17 protein-coding genes and 1 pseudogene are annotated in these 16953 nt (G+C 65.6%); 11 read left to right on the top strand and 7 right to left on the bottom strand.

All coding sequences use genetic code 11. The features are described 5' to 3' along the window. Positions 1-259: 259 nt before the first annotated feature. The 4 genes from pyk to gap form a co-directional block, all read right to left on the bottom strand. Entirely contained in the window at positions 260-1726 is a 1467-nt protein-coding gene (gene pyk / locus XaFJ1_RS11200) for a pyruvate kinase (protein ID WP_012916782.1), read from the bottom strand. A gap of 214 nt (positions 1727-1940) precedes the next feature. Continuing rightward, positions 1941-2591, bottom strand: coding sequence for an HAD hydrolase-like protein (locus XaFJ1_RS11205; protein WP_012916783.1), 651 nt, complete (start codon positions 2589-2591; stop codon positions 1941-1943). Further along, the gene (locus tag XaFJ1_RS11210; RefSeq protein WP_012916784.1) at positions 2588-3763 is read right to left on the bottom strand and encodes a phosphoglycerate kinase; all 1176 of its coding nucleotides are present in this window, start codon (positions 3761-3763) and stop codon (positions 2588-2590) included. The genes XaFJ1_RS11205 and XaFJ1_RS11210 overlap by 4 nt, the downstream gene beginning before the upstream one ends. Positions 3764-4121: 358 nt before the next feature. Continuing rightward, entirely contained in the window at positions 4122-5123 is a 1002-nt protein-coding gene (gap, locus tag XaFJ1_RS11215; protein ID WP_012916785.1) for a type I glyceraldehyde-3-phosphate dehydrogenase, read from the bottom strand. 240 nt (positions 5124-5363) lie between these two features. On the opposite strand from gap, the gene XaFJ1_RS11220 reads away from it, so the two are divergent. The 9 genes and pseudogenes from XaFJ1_RS11220 to XaFJ1_RS16215 form a co-directional block, all read left to right on the top strand. Beyond that, a complete protein-coding gene (locus tag XaFJ1_RS11220; protein ID WP_230598084.1) occupies positions 5364-6164 on the top strand; it encodes a S1/P1 nuclease in 801 nt (266 codons plus the stop codon). Positions 6165-6396: 232 nt separating this feature from the next. Further along, positions 6397-6765, top strand: coding sequence for a rhodanese-like domain-containing protein (locus XaFJ1_RS11225; RefSeq protein WP_012916787.1), 369 nt, complete (start codon positions 6397-6399; stop codon positions 6763-6765). A gap of 4 nt (positions 6766-6769) precedes the next feature. Then, the gene (locus tag XaFJ1_RS11230; RefSeq protein ID WP_045756959.1) at positions 6770-7120 is read left to right on the top strand and encodes an ArsR/SmtB family transcription factor; all 351 of its coding nucleotides are present in this window, start codon (positions 6770-6772) and stop codon (positions 7118-7120) included. Further along, positions 7117-7947 (top strand): MBL fold metallo-hydrolase, encoded by an 831-nt coding sequence (locus tag XaFJ1_RS11235; protein ID WP_012916789.1) that lies wholly within the window; start codon positions 7117-7119, stop codon positions 7945-7947. The genes XaFJ1_RS11230 and XaFJ1_RS11235 overlap by 4 nt, the downstream gene beginning before the upstream one ends. 134 nt (positions 7948-8081) lie before the next feature. Continuing rightward, positions 8082-8855 (top strand): molybdate ABC transporter substrate-binding protein, encoded by a 774-nt coding sequence (gene modA / locus XaFJ1_RS11240; protein ID WP_012916790.1) that lies wholly within the window; start codon positions 8082-8084, stop codon positions 8853-8855. An 8-nt stretch (positions 8856-8863) separates the two neighbouring features. Beyond that, positions 8864-9559, top strand: coding sequence for a molybdate ABC transporter permease subunit (modB, locus tag XaFJ1_RS11245; protein ID WP_012916791.1), 696 nt, complete (start codon positions 8864-8866; stop codon positions 9557-9559). A gap of 28 nt (positions 9560-9587) precedes the next feature. Further along, complete coding sequence (locus XaFJ1_RS11250) at positions 9588-10205, top strand: ATP-binding cassette domain-containing protein (RefSeq protein ID WP_012916792.1); 618 nt, start codon at positions 9588-9590, stop codon at positions 10203-10205. Between the two features lie 150 nt (positions 10206-10355). Continuing rightward, positions 10356-10820 carry a hypothetical protein gene (locus tag XaFJ1_RS11255; protein WP_012916793.1) on the top strand — a complete coding sequence of 155 codons (465 nt, stop codon included), beginning with the start codon at positions 10356-10358 and terminating at the stop codon, positions 10818-10820. 76 nt (positions 10821-10896) lie between these two features. Beyond that, positions 10897-11022: pseudogene (locus tag XaFJ1_RS16215) on the top strand (molybdenum ABC transporter ATP-binding protein); the annotation flags it as partial. Between the two features lie 17 nt (positions 11023-11039). On the opposite strand, the gene XaFJ1_RS11260 reads toward XaFJ1_RS16215, so the two are convergent. From XaFJ1_RS11260 to XaFJ1_RS11270, 3 genes are read right to left on the bottom strand one after another with little or no spacing between them, the layout of a single operon-like run. Next, entirely contained in the window at positions 11040-11642 is a 603-nt protein-coding gene (locus XaFJ1_RS11260; protein ID WP_012916794.1) for a hypothetical protein, read from the bottom strand. Then, positions 11639-13111 (bottom strand): TonB family protein, encoded by a 1473-nt coding sequence (locus tag XaFJ1_RS11265; RefSeq protein WP_012916795.1) that lies wholly within the window; start codon positions 13109-13111, stop codon positions 11639-11641. The genes XaFJ1_RS11260 and XaFJ1_RS11265 overlap by 4 nt, the downstream gene beginning before the upstream one ends. Next, positions 13101-13469, bottom strand: coding sequence for a BlaI/MecI/CopY family transcriptional regulator (locus XaFJ1_RS11270; protein WP_012916796.1), 369 nt, complete (start codon positions 13467-13469; stop codon positions 13101-13103). The genes XaFJ1_RS11265 and XaFJ1_RS11270 overlap by 11 nt, the downstream gene beginning before the upstream one ends. Positions 13470-13578: 109 nt before the next feature. Between XaFJ1_RS11270 and XaFJ1_RS11275 the strand changes: the two genes are divergently transcribed. Both XaFJ1_RS11275 and XaFJ1_RS11280 read left to right on the top strand, forming a co-directional pair. Next, positions 13579-15525: an acetyl-CoA hydrolase/transferase C-terminal domain-containing protein gene (locus XaFJ1_RS11275; protein WP_012916797.1), complete on the top strand. Its 1947-nt coding sequence runs from the start codon at positions 13579-13581 to the stop codon at positions 15523-15525. A 331-nt stretch (positions 15526-15856) separates the two neighbouring features. Beyond that, a complete protein-coding gene (locus XaFJ1_RS11280; RefSeq protein WP_045757367.1) occupies positions 15857-16942 on the top strand; it encodes a phosphatidylinositol-specific phospholipase C1-like protein in 1086 nt (361 codons plus the stop codon). Positions 16943-16953 lie beyond the last annotated feature (11 nt).

Genomic DNA, 16953 nt, shown 5'->3' on the forward strand with positions numbered 1-16953 from the left:
CTCTAGAACGCGTGGTAGGAAAATTCCTACCCTCTATCGCGGCGTTTTCCGACCTGCCGACACCATACCGGCGTCAGCTCCCGCGCAACGGCAACTCATTCGCCGCCGGCGGGATCCTGGGCATCGGCTAGCACTGACCGCATCCGCCGCACAGAGGCCAGCGTCCGCAGTCGGAAAAGCAGAGCGTACAGGGAAAACCGCGCGACGCTGGATACGTCGCGCGGCGGGATGGACCGCGCGGGTGGGCGCGGCGGCGCGATTACAGATCGCCCAGACCGGTGGCGTTGCCGTCCGCGCCGACTTCGAGCAGGCGCAGCGTGTTGGTCGCGCCGTGGGTTTCCATGTGCTCGCCACTGGTGAATACCACACGGTCGCCCGGAGCCAACAGGCCGGCATCGACCAGCAGGCGGATGGCGCCACGCGCCGCTTCGCGCGGGGTCAGTCCACGGCTGTCGAAGTTGATCGGGAACACGTCGCGCATCATCGCCATGTGCCGGCGCGCACCATCGTGGCGGGTGACCGCGAAAATCGGCGCCTTGGCGCGGAAGCGCGACAGGTAGCGCGGCGTGCCGCCGGACTCGGTCATCGCCACGATCGCGCGCACGCCCACGTGCTGCGACAGGAACATCGTCGCCATCGCGATGGCTTGGTCGGCGCGCTCCAGGTTGCGCGGCGCCATACCGAAGTCGGTCTCGGTCTCGAACTGGCGCTCGGCGCCCAGGCAGATGCGCGCCATCGCCTCGACCGCGCGGATCGGATAGGCGCCGGCGGCGCTTTCGGCCGAGAGCATCACCGCGTCGGTGCCGTCGATCACCGAGTTGGCCACGTCCAGCACTTCGGCACGGGTGGGGATCGGACTTTCCACCATCGACTGCAACATCTGCGTGGCGGTGATGACCACTTTGTTCTGCGCCAGCGATTCGCGGATGATCTTCTTCTGCAGACCAGGCAGCTCGGCGTCGCCGATCTCCACGCCCAGGTCGCCGCGCGCGACCATCACCACATCCGAGGCCTCGACGATCTCGGTCAGGTTCTCGATCGCTTCGGTGCGCTCGATCTTGGACACCAGCAGCGCATCGCAACCGTGGGCGCGGGCGATACGCCGCGCATCGTTCATGTCTTCGGCATTGCGGCAGAACGACACTGCGATGAAGTCCACGCCGATCTTGGCGACGATGCCGATCAGCTCTTTGTCGCGCTCGGTCAACGCGCCCAGCGACAGCCCGCCACCCTGCTTGTTCAACCCCTTGCGGTCGGACAACACGCCATCGTTGAGTACGCTGGTGACGATGCGCTCGCCCTGCACGTCGGTCACCTGCAACTGCACCAGACCGTCGTCCAGCAGCAGAACATCGCCCGGGGCCACGTCCTGCGGCAGGCCAAGGTAGCTCACGCCCACTTGGGTGGCGTCGCCGGGCGCGGCATTGGGGTTGGCGATCAGGTCGAAACGCGCGCCCAGCTTGAGTGAGACCTTGCCTTCGGCGAAGCGCTCGATGCGGATTTTCGGGCCGGGCAAATCGGCGAGGATGCCGATCTCGGCACCGACGCGCGCGGCGGCGGCACGCACCTCCTCGGCGCGCTTGGCCTGACCGGAAGGGTCACCGTGGCTGAAATTCAGCCGCACCACGTTGACGCCGGCCCGGAACAGATCCTCGAGCACGCCGGGCGGGTCGGTGGCCGGGCCAAGGGTGGCGAGAATCCTGGTACGGCGCTGGCGTTCGGTCATGACGGCATCCTTCGGAAAAGCATTCAAAGCTAGCACACACACCCATCACACAAAATGGCATTGTGACATGGCCGTCCGCACACCCCGGCATCGGGCGCACACCATGCGCGACAGTATGCAGCCGCGCATGCGGCGAACAACTCAGCCAGCGCGCTACAGACAGGCCAGCCCAGGTCGTCACCCCACGCCGTATCCATCCCGATGCCCGCCACGTTCAGGAGGTGGCGAGCACCGGCAGATGCGCAGGCGTCGGCGCCAACGCGCCGGCCCCGGCCAGACGCAGTTCGTCCGCGTCGCCGAAGCCCCACAGCACGCCGATGCTGCGCATGCCGTGGTGACGTGCGCCCTCGATGTCCATGCGTCGATCGCCGATCATGCGGCACTGCGCTGCGGGCACGGCCAGCCGTGCCAATGCCTCGGCAATCAAGTCCGCCTTGAAGCGGCGCTGACCATCGTCGCTGGCACCGACCACCTCCGCGAAACGATCGCCGAAGGGCAGGTGCGCGACGATGCGTTGCGCGAACCGCTGGTTCTTGGACGTCACCACCGCCAGCTGGTGACCGGCCGCGTGCAACGCGTCCACCGCCGTGGCGATGCCGTCGAATACCTGCAATTCGCGCCAGCCTTGCGCGTCGTAGCGCGCTCGATACAACGACAGCGCCTGCTCCACCAGCGTTGGATCGCCCTGGAAATACTGGTGGAAGCTGTCGCGTAACGGCGGCCCGATCCAATCGCGCAACTGCGCCAACTCCGGCGCAGGACGCCCCAGTTCGGCGAAGGCATGGCGGATGCCGCCGACGATGCCGGCCTCCGAATCGACCAGGGTGCCGTCCAGATCGAAGAATAGGGTATCGACGCCGCTCACCCGCCGCGCGCCTGCAACGCGGCCACCGCGGGCAGGGTCTTGCCTTCCAGAAACTCCAGGAACGCGCCGCCGCCGGTGGAGATGTAGCTCACCTGCTCGGCGATGCCGTACTTGTCGACCGCAGCCAAGGTGTCGCCACCGCCCGCGATGGAGAACGCGCGTGAGGCGGCGATGGCGCGCGCCAGGGTTTCGGTGCCCTTGCCAAACGCGTCGAACTCGAACACGCCAACCGGGCCGTTCCAGACCACGGTCCCGGCCTTGGCAATCAACTCGGCATAGTGCGCAGCGGTCTGCGGGCCGATGTCCAGGATCAGGTCGTCGTCGGCGACGTCGGTGACGGCCTTCACCGTGGCCGCAGCATCCGGCATGAACTGCTTGGCGACCACCACGTCGCTGGGCAGCGGGATCGCTGCGCCGCGCCCGTTGGCGTCGGCAACGATCTTGCGCGCGGTGTCGAGCAGGTCCGGCTCGCACAACGATTTGCCCACCGAGTGCCCCGCGGCAGCGATGAAGGTGTTGGCGATGCCGCCGCCAACGATCAGTTGATCGACCTTGTTCACCAAATTCGAGAGCAGTTCCAGCTTGGTCGAGACTTTACTGCCGGCGACAATCGCCAGCAGCGGTTTGGCCGGATGCTGCAGCGCCTTGGCCAGCGCGTCCAACTCGGCCATCAAAAGCGGGCCACCCGCGGCGACCGGGGCGAACTGGATCACGCCATGCGTGGAGGCCTGCGCGCGGTGCGCGGTACCGAAGGCATCCATCACGAACACGTCGCACAGCGCCGCGTATTTCTTCGCCAACGCGGGGTCGTCCTTGCCCTCGCCGACGTTCATGCGGCAATTCTCCAGTAACACGATCTGCCCCGGCTGCACGTCCACGCCATCGACCCAATCGCGCAGCAGCGGCACCTCCACGCCCAGCAGCGCGGCCAGACGCGTGGCCACAGGCTCCAGCGAATCGTCCTTGCTCCACACGCCTTCCTTGGGCCGGCCAAGGTGCGAGGTCACCATCACCGCCGCGCCCTGTTCCAGCGCGTGCTTGAGGGTCGGCACCGAGGCCAGGATGCGTTGTTCGGAGGTGATCTGGCCGTTGTCGATCGGCACGTTCAGATCCTGCCGGATCAGCACACGCTTGCCGGACAGGTCGAGATCGGTCATTCGCAAGATGGGCATGTGGTTACTCGCTTATCGTGAGGTTGCATGGGGAAAAGCGCGCCATTGACGTAGCGCGGCGGGAAAGCGTCCGTTGCGGGATGCTCCGTCAATGGCCGCGCGGTGACGAGGCAATGGCCGTATTGTCGGGTGTCGGCTGCGCAGCGGCAAATCGACGCACTGGCGCGGATCGGCTGACGTCCGCACAACCATGCATTTCCAGCGCGTCCACGCATCGTTGTCGCCCCCCGCCGCCCGTGCGACGATCCACCGCCACGGCGCTATCGCCCCCATCGCGCACTCGACCTCCCGACGCATCGCGACAGCCACAAAAAAAGCGCCGAACGGCGCTTCTTTTGTATGCGACCTGCCGGACGCGTTACTTCGCCACCACCTTGACCATTTCCAGACACTTGTTGGAATAGCCCCACTCGTTGTCGTACCACGACACCAGCTTGACGAAGGTCGCGTCCAGGGCAATGCCGGCGTCGGCGTCGAAGATCGAGGTGCGCGCATCGCCACGGAAATCCGTCGCCACGACTTTGTCCTCGGTGTAACCGAGAATGCCCTTCAGCGCACCTTCGCTCTGCGCCTTCACCTCGGCGCAAATCTCGGCGTAGGTGGCCGGCTTTTCCAGCTCGACGGTGAGATCGACCACCGACACATCCGAGGTCGGCACGCGAAAGCTCATGCCGGTGAGTTTCTTGTTCAACTCCGGGATCACCACGCCGACCGCCTTGGCCGCGCCGGTGCTGGACGGAATGATGTTCTCCAAGATGCCGCGGCCGCCGCGCCAATCCTTGTTGCTGGGGCCGTCCACGGTCTTCTGCGTCGCGGTGGCGGCATGCACGGTGGTCATCAGGCCGCGCTTGATGCCCCACTTGTCGTGGATCACCTTGGCCAGCGGGGCCAGGCAATTGGTGGTGCAACTGGCATTGGAGACGATGGCCTGACCGGCGTAGCTGCTATGGTTGACGCCGAACACGAACATCGGCGTATCGTCCTTGGACGGTGCCGACAGGATTACCTTCTTGGCGCCGGCGTCCAGATGCTTCTGCGCGGTTTCCTTGGTGAGGAACAGACCGGTGGATTCGATCACCACCTCGGCACCGACCTCACCCCACTTCAGCGCGGCCGGATCGCGCTCCTGGGTCAGACGGATTTTCTTGCCGTTGACCACCAGATGACTGTCCTCGACCGACACCTTGCCGGCGAAACGGCCATGCACCGAATCGTATTGCAGCATGTAGGCTAGGTAATCCGGTTCGAGCAGGTCGTTGATGGCGACGATCTCGATGTCGCTGGCGAAATTCTGTACCGCCGAACGCAGCACATTGCGTCCGATGCGACCGAAACCGTTGATACCGACCTTGATTGCCATTTCAGAGCTCCTGCGGCCGCGTCTGCCGCGGCGGATGGATAGAGAGGGAGCGCATTCTAGCAGGCCGGCCGCAACGCGCCGGACACAGGGATTTGGGACGTTTGTTTTGTTGCGCCGGCGCAGGTACCGACATCTCCATCACAACCTGTGTGGTCGCACCTGAGCGGCAACGCAACGACAAGACTGCGCAGCATGGCCAAGGCATCGTCGCCGGCTAGACTGCGCATCATGACGTCCCGCATGTTTTTTCGGACCGCGTTCGCCGCGGCACTCGCCATGGCGCCAGCGGCCGCTTTCGCCTGGGGACCACTGGGCCACCGTTTGGTCGCCGACCTCGCCGAAACCCAACTCACTGCGCAGACCCGCGCGCGCATCCGTCCCCTGCTGCAAGGCGAAGCCGAACCGACGCTGGCCGGTGTCGCCACCTGGGCTGACCAGGTGCGCGAACAGGATCCAGACCTGGGCAGACGCAGCGCGCGCTGGCACTACGTCAACCTGGGCGAGCACGATTGCCACTACGTACAGGCCCGTGATTGTCCCGGGGGCAACTGCGTGGTCGAAGCCTTGCGGCACCAGAGCGCGATCCTTGCCGACCGCAACCAAACGCAGGCGGCCCGCGCCCAGGCACTGAAGTTCGTGGTGCATTTCGCCGGCGACGTGCGGCAACCGTTGCACGCCGGCTATGCCCGCGACAAAGGTGCCAACACCGTGCAGATCCAGTTCAAGGGCAACAGCAGTAACCTGCACGCACTATGGGACAGCGGCTTGCTGGACAGCCGCGGCCTGGACGAAACCGCCTATCTGAAGCAATTGGAAGCACAGCCCCTGCCCCCGCCATCGCCAGCCGGCCCCGCCTTGCCGCCACCGGCCGTAGCTTGGGCCGAAGCATCGTGCAGGATCGTGCAACGCCCAGGTTTCTACCCGCACAGCGCAAAACTACCGGCGGACTACGTGACGACTTGGCGCCCAGTCGCCGAGGCGCAGTTGCGCCAGGCCGGTGCCGATTTGGGCGCGCTCTTGAACGCTGCCCTGGGCGAATAAACACGGTTGCGCAAACCACCTCGAACCCGTGAAACGCAACGTCGGACGCGCCACGCCAGACCCCCATGGCACCGGCAACAGCGCAGAATCCAGCGCCCCATCGCGCAACCCATGCCTGAGCGAGCGCCTAGCACCAAACCACTTGGCGAAGCGATAAATTCAAAATTTCTTACATTAGAAATTACTGATATAGTGTGCGCCAATCTTTTCCCCCATCCGAGCCACTCAACCCATGCCCGCCTCCTCGACCCAGGCACTGGCCGACCGCGCGTACGCGCAGGCCAACGACCTCCCCCTCCATGTCGATCCCGCCACCGCGCCGCTGCCGGGCGAATGCATCATCGACGTGCGCGAACCCGGCGCGTTCGCCATCGGCCACATTCCCGACGCGATCAACATCCCCCACGGCATCCTCGCATTCCGTCTCGACAGCGATCCGGCGTTGGCCCGGCACGATCAGCCGATCCTGCTGTACTGCGCCAGCGGCGGCCATTCCACCTTGGCGGCGCTAAGCTTGCGGCAACTGGGCTACCGCGCGGTGCGCGCACTGCCAGGTGGCTTCCTCGGTTGGATCGCGGCCGGCGGGCCGGTCGATTGCTGAGCCGATGCCGCACCGTGCAATGTCCCTGCTGGATCCAGTCGCGATGCGCGCGCACGCCAGCGAGGCCGCACACCTGCTGAAGGCATTCGGCAACGAAAAACGACTGTTGCTGCTGTGCCTGCTGGTGGATTGCGAACAATCGGTCGGCGAACTCAATGCGCGGGTGGAGCTGAGCCAGTCGGCGCTATCGCAACACCTCGCATTACTGCGCGAGGACGGCCTGGTGCAAACCCGTCGCGACGGGCAGACGATCTACTATTCGCTGGTGCCCGGCCCAGCGCAGCGCATCCTCGAGGTGCTGCACGGCATCTATTGCGGCGCCGCTCCTCCAGCCGCCAGCAGAACCAGACCATGAGCCAACACCCGCACGTCCATGCGTTCCACCATGCTGGATCCGGCACCTGGAGCTATGTGGTCGAGGACGGCCACACAGCGGCAGTGATCGACCCGGTGCTGGAGTTCGATCCAGCAACCGGCACCCTGCACGACGGACCGGCACACGCCCTCGCCGACTGCCTCGCCGAACGCGGGCTGCAACTGCACTGGATCCTGGAAACCCATGCCCATGCCGACCACGTGTCCGCCGGGCAGTGGTGCAAGCAGCGCTGGCCACAGGCAACGCTGGCGATGGGCAATGGCATCCGTCAAGTGCGTGCGCGCTTCGCGCCGCAGTTCGGGCTGACGGAAGACGCCGACACATGCTGCGGCTTCGACCATCTGTTCGTTGACGGCGAACGTTTCGCGATCGGTCACCTGCAGGCGCAGGTGATCGCGGTACCCGGTCATACCAGCGACAGCATTGCCTATCTGATCGGCGATGCGCTGTTCCCAGGCGACTCGCTATTCATGCCCGATAGTGGCACCGCCCGCTGCGATTTCCCCGGCGGCGACGCCACGACGCTGTACCGCTCGATCCGCAGGTTATACGCGCTGCCTGACAGCACACGCGTATTCGTGTGCCACGACTACGGCCCCGGCGGTCGCGCGGTCGCCTGCGAAACCAGCATCGGCGCGCAGCGCCGCGAGAATATCCATGTCCGCGACGGCATCAGCGAAGCAGAATTCATCGCGCTGCGCCAGGCACGCGATGCGACCCTGGCCGAACCACGACTGATGCAGCCATCGATCCGCGCCAACATCCAGGCCGGTCGCACCGACGACCTCGCCCCAACGGCGGGATGAAAGCGCTAGGATGCCGGCATGTGCCGTTCTTGCCCTGCTGCCCTCACCCTGCACGCGGTTCGCCGCCAGCGCGCATGCACGCATGCGCCGTCGGCCGACGTAGGCACCGCAACACCATCATGTTCCCCATTCCCATGACGCGACGCCGCCTGCTGCGTCTGTATGCGCTCATCGCGGTCATCGCGATCGCGCCCGTGTCGGCGCAAACGCCGTTGACTGTGTTCGCCGCGGCCAGTTTGAAAGAATCCATGGACGAGGCCGCCGCGGCCTACCAACGCGCGACCGGCATCCCGGTGCAGGTCGCCTATGCGGCCAGTTCGACGCTGGCGCAGCAGGTGGAACAGGGCGCGCCAGCGGATGTGTTCGTCTCCGCCGACCAGGCATGGATGGACACGCTGCAACAACAGCGGTTGATCGATCCGACGCAACGCCGCAGCCTACTCGGCAACACCTTAGTCCTGGTGGCGCCAGCCGGCAGTGCGATCAAGATCGACCTGCGCAAACCCGGCGCCATCGCCACCGCGCTCGACGCGCAGGGGCGCCTGGCTGTCGGCCAGACCGAGAGCGTGCCGGCCGGCAAATACGCGTGCGCCGCGCTGCGCGCGCTCGGCCAGTGGGATAGCGTGCACGCGCGTCTGGCCGAAACCGACAACGTCCGCAGCGCGCTGATGCTGGTCGCGCGCGGCGAGGCGCCGCTGGGCATCGTGTACGGCTCCGATGCCCAGGCCGAATCGAAGGTACGGGTGGTGGCGACATTCCCCGCCGACAGCCATGCGCCGATCGTGTATCCGGTGGCACCGCTGCGCGCCAGCACGCAGCAGCCGGCCGCCAGCGCGTTCGTGCGCTGGCTGGGCACGTCACCGGCACAGGCGATCTTCCGCCACCATGGCTTCACCCTGGCGCACTGAGTCCGCCCTTGTTCGCGTTCACCGCGCAAGAACTGGCCGCCATCGCGCTGAGTGTCAAGGTCGCACTGGTCGCGGCCTTGGCCAGCCTGCCCTTCGCCGTAGCCTGCGGCTGGCTACTGGCGCGTCGCCGCTTTCCCGGCAAAGCGCTGCTGGATGCGCTGCTGCATCTGCCGCTGGTGATGCCGCCGGTCCTCACCGGTTATGCGTTACTGAGCGTGTTCGGTCTGCGCGGACCGGTCGGCGCCTGGTTGTTCGCGCAGCTGGGCGTGCAGTTCGCATTCCGCTGGACCGGCGCGGCACTGGCCAGCGCGGTGATGGGCTTTCCGCTGATGGTACGCGCCATCCGTCTGGCGTTCGCGTCCACCGACCGACGCCTGGAAGCCGCCGCGGCCACGCTCGGTGCCGAACCATGGCGGGTGTTTTTCAGCATCACCCTGCCGCTGGCATGGCCGGGCGTGGTCGCCGGCAGTGTGCTCGGCTTCGCCAAGGCGTTGGGCGAATTCGGCGCCACCATCACCTTCGTCGCCAATATCCCCGGGCAAACCCAGACCCTGGCCTCGGCGATCTACAGCCTGTTGCAGGTCCCCGGTGGCGAGACCCATATCTGGCGACTGGCGCTCGTGGCGCTGGCGATCTCGTTGGCCGCGCTGCTGGCCTCCGAATGGCTGGTGCGGCGCCAGCGCGGGCCGGAGCCGGATGCATGATCCGCCGTCGCAATGAACGCCAACCGCGATGCTGAGCCTCGACCTGCACCTGCAACGCGGGCGCTTCGAGCGACACGTGCGGATCGAAGAACCCGCGCGCGCCATTGCGTTGATCGGCCCATCCGGCGCCGGCAAGACCAGCGTGCTCAACGCCATCGCCGGCGTGCTGCGTCCGCGCAGCGGGCGCATCGTCATCGATGGCTGCGTGTTCTACGACAGCGCCAGCGGCATCGACCTGCCCACACACCGACGCCGCATCGGCTACGTGTTTCAGGACGCGCGGCTGTTCCCGCATATGGACGTGCGCCGCAACCTCGGCTATGGCCGCCACCACCGCGCGCAAGCGCCGCGCTTCATGTTGGACACCGTCGTCGACCTGCTCGGCATCGGCGCGCTACTGGCCCGGCGCCCGGACAGCTTGTCCGGCGGCGAGGCACAGCGCGTGGCGATCGGGCGCGCCTTGCTATCGCAGCCAGCGATCCTGCTGCTGGACGAACCACTCTCGGCGCTGGACGCCGAACGCCGCAACGCACTGATTCCCTACCTGCAGCGCGTGCGCGACGACATGCGCCTACCGCTGCTGTACGTCAGCCACCAAAGCGAGGATGTGGCGCGCATCGCCAATGCGGTGCATCGGCTGGATTAGCCCTGACTACCGTCGATCTGATGGACACAGTGGCCGGAATCGGCAACTGCGCTGGCAAGCCACTCAGTAAAAAGGGCCAATTGCCAACAGCCGCTGGCAATGCTAGGTTCAAGCGGCAAACGCTCTGTGTGCTATTCAAAGGATGAAGCCATGAAAATGAATCAATTTCTCTTGAGAGCGCTGTTCGCTGTTCAGTTGATCGCTGTTCCGTTTGTCGTGAGCGCGAACACGAAATCGCAGTTTGTGGTGACGACATCGACTTATTCTGCAAATTCTGCGGAAAAGCAAGCGATCATGGCGTGGTTGCGGCAACACGCTGAGCGGGTGAGAGGACATCTGATCGGTGAATTCGAACGGGTCGGCGATGTCACGGTGATATATAGTCGTGATGTTGCGCTTGATAGATATGTCGTCCAGTCTCCTGGCGATGGGCCGCCTGCCTCTCTTCCTCTCAGTGGGCATCCGGGAGACACATTCTCGGTTTCATCATGCTCTTCAGGAGTTAGCCAAACGTGGTCATATACCTGGACTTCCAACTCCTCTGGCGGTGGTTGGAAGTTGACCAACTATAAGTATGTTACGAAGTCATGTGACTCCGGATCCGGCGGTGCTTGATCCCGAGGGCTGCATGATGATGTAGCCACAGAATGACGGGCCGTGTCCTTACGACCCGTCATTCTGTTCTGGCGAACGCCGCAACGCACTGATTCCCTACCTGCAGCGCGTACGCGACGACATGCGCCTGCCGCTGCTGTACGTCAGCCACCAAAGCGAGGATGTGGCGCGCATCGCCAATGCGGTGTATCGGCTGGATTAGCATCAGCGCTTGGGCATTCAATGCGTGCGACCACGCTCCATGCGCCCGCTGCGCACCGTGGCCTTGCCTTCGCGTACCGCGAACGTGAACGCATACGCCAGCGTCACCGGCACTGCTTCCACGGACGCAGCATCCTCGCAACGGCCCTCCACTGCCGGCTGCTGCGCCGGATCGGCATAGGTGCAGATCGCCGCCGGCACGAAGCGCCAAACCGCCACCGCGTCGCGCACCGCCTGCTGCAAATCCGCCATCTCCACCTGCGCCCCGGCGCTGCACTCGGGACGATCGTTCAGCGGTTCGCTGCGTTCCACCGCGCCCTGTGCCGACAGGATCACCCGTACGCACACCATGGTCGGCGACAGACTGCGTCGCGGCGAATCGGCGGGCAACTGCGGCGTCGGCGCCTGCAGCGGCTGGGGCATGCGGAAGACCTGCTGCGGCTGCATCTGGTAGGGCAGCACCTTCGCCACGCCAGCAGCAGCGGACACGCGGTTCTCCAACATCTGCTGATCCACCGAGGCCAGACGCTGCGGCGGTTGCGCCGGCGTGCGCGGCGCCTGGCTGGCACATCCGGCCAGACAGAGCATCAGCAAGGACAGCAACGGCCAGTGCGCGCTCATCGCACCGCCGTGGTCATGCCGCACAGCGGCAGCGCCGTACGACCGCGCGTGTCTGGAGTCAACTTGTCGCACAAATCTGCCACCCCCTTGCCAGCCTCCTCGCCCAATCGATACCAGCGATACCGCCCGGCATCGGCAACACCCGCCGGCGGCGACACCGGATCCATGCCGACCTCGAAAGCGACCGGAACCTTCAACATGGCAGCGACCGCCCGGCCATGCGCCATGGCCGGGTTGAAGCGCCATTGCCAAGCTGCGGCGACCGCCGCAGCATCCAGCGCCGGGCTGCCGCTGCCGTGGTCGAGCACGCGCACAGCGCGGACTTTACCGACCGCGTCCACCTTGAGTAGCAGCACCAACTTGCCGGAAATCCCAGCACGGATGGCCGCATTCGGATAGTGCGGCGGGGGCATGAAACGCGACGTGGGAATCCGCGCACTGGCGCCCGCCGTCGCAGTCCCCGGATGCGACGCCCCGCGCGGTGCCGGCTGATCCAGCGTGTCTTTCACCACGCCACTGGGAACCACATCGCGGGCCATGGCGTTAGCCGGCACGCTGGCAGGAAACACCAGCGCCGCGACGCTACCGCCCAGTGCGGCCATCGCGACCACCGCAATGCCGACACCCCGCCGCCAGCCACGCACCACAGGCCGCTGCAGCAGCACGATGCGTTGCCGCAGCAGTGCGCTCGCCCGCCAATGACAACCGACAGGCAACGCGACCGCATCCAACTGCGTCTGCAGCATCGCCTCGGCGTAGCTGCGGCGCGAAGATGGATGCCGTGCAAGCACCGCGGCATCGCAGGCCAGCTCCTGATCGACGCGGAAGCGGGTCGCCGCCCAGTGCAACAACGGATTGAACCAGTACACGCAGCGTAATGCCGCCAGCAACAGATTGCAGCGCGTATCGCCGCGGGCGATGTGCATGCGTTCGTGCGCCAGCACCAACTGTGCCTGCTGCGGCGGATAGCGCTGAGCGAAGTCCACCGGCAACACCACCTGCGGCCGCCACGCGCCCAGTACCAGTGGACCATGCAGCGCATGTTGCGCGATCGACACGCCCGGCTCACTCGGCTGCAAACGGCCCAAGCTGCGGCGATAACGGTACTGTTGCCGCCACAGCAACGCGGCCATCGTCATCATGCCCAACGCCCAGAGCGCCAACAGCCAGGCCGCGCCGGCTCCCATTGCCAGCGATGCGGCGGCGGCGGACGCATCCGCCACGACATGCGGCGCGCCTACCTGCACGCTCGGCATCGCCACCGCAAAGGTCGCCGGCAGCGGCGGGCGCCAACCGCCCGGCACCAGCGTGGCGAGCAACGCCAGCGGCACCGCGATCCACAGCGCATAGGCAATGCCAGCACCGAAGACGCGCCGCATCGGTGTGCGCAACGCCAAAACCGCCACGATTGCCACACTGCCAGCCAACGCCGTCGTTGCAAGGCTTGTCACGATTGCTTCAATGCTCATCGTCCAACTCCTGGATCAGTCGTTTGAGTTCGGCGACATCGGCATCGCTGAGCTTGCCGCGTTCGCTGAAGTGCGCCACCAGCGGCGCGATGCGGCCACCGAACAGGCGCTCGAGCAAGCCTTCGCTCTGTTGCTGCACCCATTGCGCGCGCTGCAAGAGCGGCGTGTACAAATAACGCCGGCCTTGTTTGTCGGCGCGGATCGCGCCCTTGTTGAGCAAACGATTAAGCAGGGTCTTGACCGTGGGTTCGGCCCAACCGCCATGCCCCGACAACGCCGCGAACACCTCCTCGGCGCTGAGCGGGTGCCGTTCCCACAGCACCTCCATGACCACGGCTTCCGCCTCGCTGATCGGCATGCATTTACGCCTGTAATTTTTTTCGATTACATGAGTAAACGAAACCCTTGTCAAGCACTTTCGCCAGCCAATACAGCAACGGCCCGCCACGCTCGCCTAAGCTATCGCGATGACCGACCATCTCGACGATCTCGACGCCGCCGTCGACCTCATCCTGCAACGCATCCCCGGCCCACTGCGGATCGGCGCACCGCTGGGCCTGGGCAAACCGCACCGCCTGCTCAACGCCTTGTACGCGCGGGTCCAAGCCGATGCCACGCGGCCCATGCAGCTCTACACCGCGCTGTCGCTGCACCCGCCAACACCCGGCGGCGGACTGCAGGGCCGCTTCGCGCGTCCGTTCCTGCAACGCCATTTCGGCGAGGATTTCCCCAAACTGAAATACGTGGAAGCACTGCAACGCGATGCACTGCCGGCGCATATCCAGGTGGAAGAGTTCTACATGCAGTCCGGCGCGCTGCTGCGCTCGACCCAGGCGCAACGCCGCTACACCAGCCTCAACTACACCCACGCCGCCGATGCAGTAGCGCAACGCGCGCCGAACCTGATCGTGCAGAAGGTCGCGCGCGCGCCAGATGGCAATGGCCTGTCGTTCTCGTGCAATAACGACATCACCCAGGACACGCTGGACGCACTGCAACGGCGCGGCCTGCCACGTCCGCTGCTGGTGGCCGAAGTCGATCCGCAATTGCCGTGGATCGGCGGCAGCGCCGCGGTGGAACCGACGTTCTTCGACCTGGTGCTGACGCCGCCAGCGCCGTATCCCGCCCTGTTCGGGCTGCCGCGACAGCCGGTCACCGATACCGATTACGCCATCGGTCTGTATGCCAGCACCCTGGTGCGCGACGGCGGCACCCTGCAGATCGGCATCGGCACGCTGGCCGACGCGCTATGCCACGCGCTGGTGCTGCGGCATACCGACAACATGCGCTACCGACAGGTGCTGGCGGCCCTGGATCCCACGCTGGAGCAGCATCCGACGGTCCGCGCATGCGGCGGGCTGGCGCCGTTCTCGGTTGGCCTGTTCGGGTGCAGCGAGATGCTCAACGAAGGCTTCCGACAACTGGTCCAATGCGGGGTGATCCGACGCAAGGTGCTCGACGACGCAGCGCTGATGCAACGCGTGGCCGACGGCAGTGCAGATGCGCAGGATCTACAGCGGTTGCAGGACGAAGGCGAATACCTACAAGGCGCGTTCTATCTTGGCTCAACCGCGTTCTACGCCTGGCTGCGCGAGATGGACTCGCAAACGCGTGCGGGGATCGGCATGCACCGCATCAGCGAGATCAACCAACTCTATGGCAACGAAACGTTGCGCCGTCTGCAGCGGCGCCAGGCGCGCTTCTTCAACTCCTGCATGATGGTCACCGCGCTCGGCGCGGCGGTGTCCGATGCACTGGACGACGGCCGCGTGGTGTCCGGCGTCGGTGGTCAGTACAACTTCGTCGCCATGGCCCATGCACTGGAGGATGCGCGCAGCGTGCTGATGTTCCGCGCCACTCGCGGCAACGGCGGCACGACGCACTCCAATGTGCGCTGGAACTACGGCCACACCACCATCCCGCGGCATCTGCGCGATCTCTACGTCAACGAGTACGGTATCGCCGATCTGCGTGGATTGAGCGATGAGGACTGCATCGCCGCGATGCTTGGGATCGCCGACGCGCAGGCGCAACCGGCACTGTTGGCCGAGGCCAAGCGCCACGGCAAACTGCCGGCCGACTTCATCGCGCCGCCGCACTGGCAAGGCCAGCGTGCCACGCGTGTGCGCGACGCGCTGGCGCTGTTCCGCGCCGACGGCACCTTGCCCGACTATCCACTAGGCAGCGACTTCACCGAGGTGGAGCAACGCCTGTTGCGCGCGCTGAGCTGGCTGCAAGAACACACCGCCAGCATCGGCGCAAAAGCGCTGACGCTGACGCGTGCCTTGCTGACACGCCCCAGCGCAGATCCGGCCTGCATGCAGCGCATGGCGCTGGACAGCCCACGCACGACCAGCGAGCGCATCCAGGCACGCTTACTGACATATGCTTTGAAACAAACCTCATCACCCTGATCCCTTGCACTGCGCCGACATCGCAAACACCCTGGCGCAGGCCACAGGTGGCCCATGGCCTTCGCACGTGGCCGCGCCGGGTGCTCGGGCCCCTACAACCATCGCCGTCGATGCCAAACAGTGCCGGCAGCAATACCGGCAGGTACGGCCCGTGTTACACAACACTGAAACAATAAAGAAAGAATAGCGTCAAGCAAGACTGTGATGATGTTAATGAATTTTTATCTTGTATTGCTGCATGCGCGCTCATTGTTCTGCTCCGTCGTTGCCGCCGCTATCCGATCGCACCGTCTGCGCCACGCCACGCCCACAGCGCACAGCACTGGCCCGCATGCTGATCGCGTTGCTCGCCGCCGCCGCGCCGATGGCGCTGCAAGCCGCGCCCAAGCTCAACGAGTTGCAATACATCGGCAGCCACAACAGCTACCACGCCGGATTCGCGCCTAGCGAAGCCACGCTGTTGCAGCGCATCGATCCGTCGATGTTCGCGACACTCAACTACCGTCACCCGCCATTGACCCAGCAACTGGACGACGGCGTGCGACAGCTCGAACTGGACATTTATGCCGACGCCAAGGGCGGGCGCTATGCGCACCCGGCACTCATCCAACAGATCGCCAAGGCCGGACTGCCACCGGCGCCGGCCTTCGCTCCGCCTGGGGTGATGGAACGTCCGGGCTTCAAGGTGCTGCACATCCAGGACATCGACCAACGCAGCACCTGCCAACCCCTCGTGGCCTGCCTGCGCGAGGTGCGTGCCTGGTCGAAACAGCATCCTGGGCATGTGCCGATCTTCATCCTGCTCGAAACCAAGGAATCGCCCATGCATCTGGCATTCCCGACGGTGCAGCCGGAACCGTTCGACACCGCCGCGCTGGATGCGCTGGATCGCGAACTGCGCTCGGTCTTCAAGCCCGGCGAATACCTCAGCCCCGACCAAGTCCGTGGCAAGGCCCCCACGCTCAATGCCGCCATCCTGGCCCACGGCTGGCCGTCGTTGGATGATGCGCGCGGCAAGGTCGTATTCCTGTTCGACCAGAGCAGCGTCGGACACGATTATCTGGCCGGCCATCCGGCGTTGCGCGGCCGGGTGTGTTTCACCAATGCGGTCCCCGGCGAGGCCGATGCCGCCTTTATCAAGCGCAACGACGGCAGTGCCGAAGAGATCGCACGCCTGGTCAAAGCCGGCTATCTGGTCCGCACCCGGACCGATGCGGACCTGAAAGAAGCCGAGCACGGGGACACCGCGCGGCGCGATGCCATGCTGGCTAGCGGCGCACAACTGCTCAGCACCGACTTTCCCGATCACGAGCCCGCCAGTTCCGGCTATGTGGTGCGCTTCGGCGACCACATGGTCGCACGCTGCAATCCGCAACTGCCGAACACCCGCTGCCAAGGCGTCGATCTGAGCCACTGATCGACACCGCA

The organism is Xanthomonas albilineans, from assembly GCF_009931595.1.
GTDB lineage: Bacteria > Pseudomonadota > Gammaproteobacteria > Xanthomonadales > Xanthomonadaceae > Xanthomonas_A > Xanthomonas_A albilineans.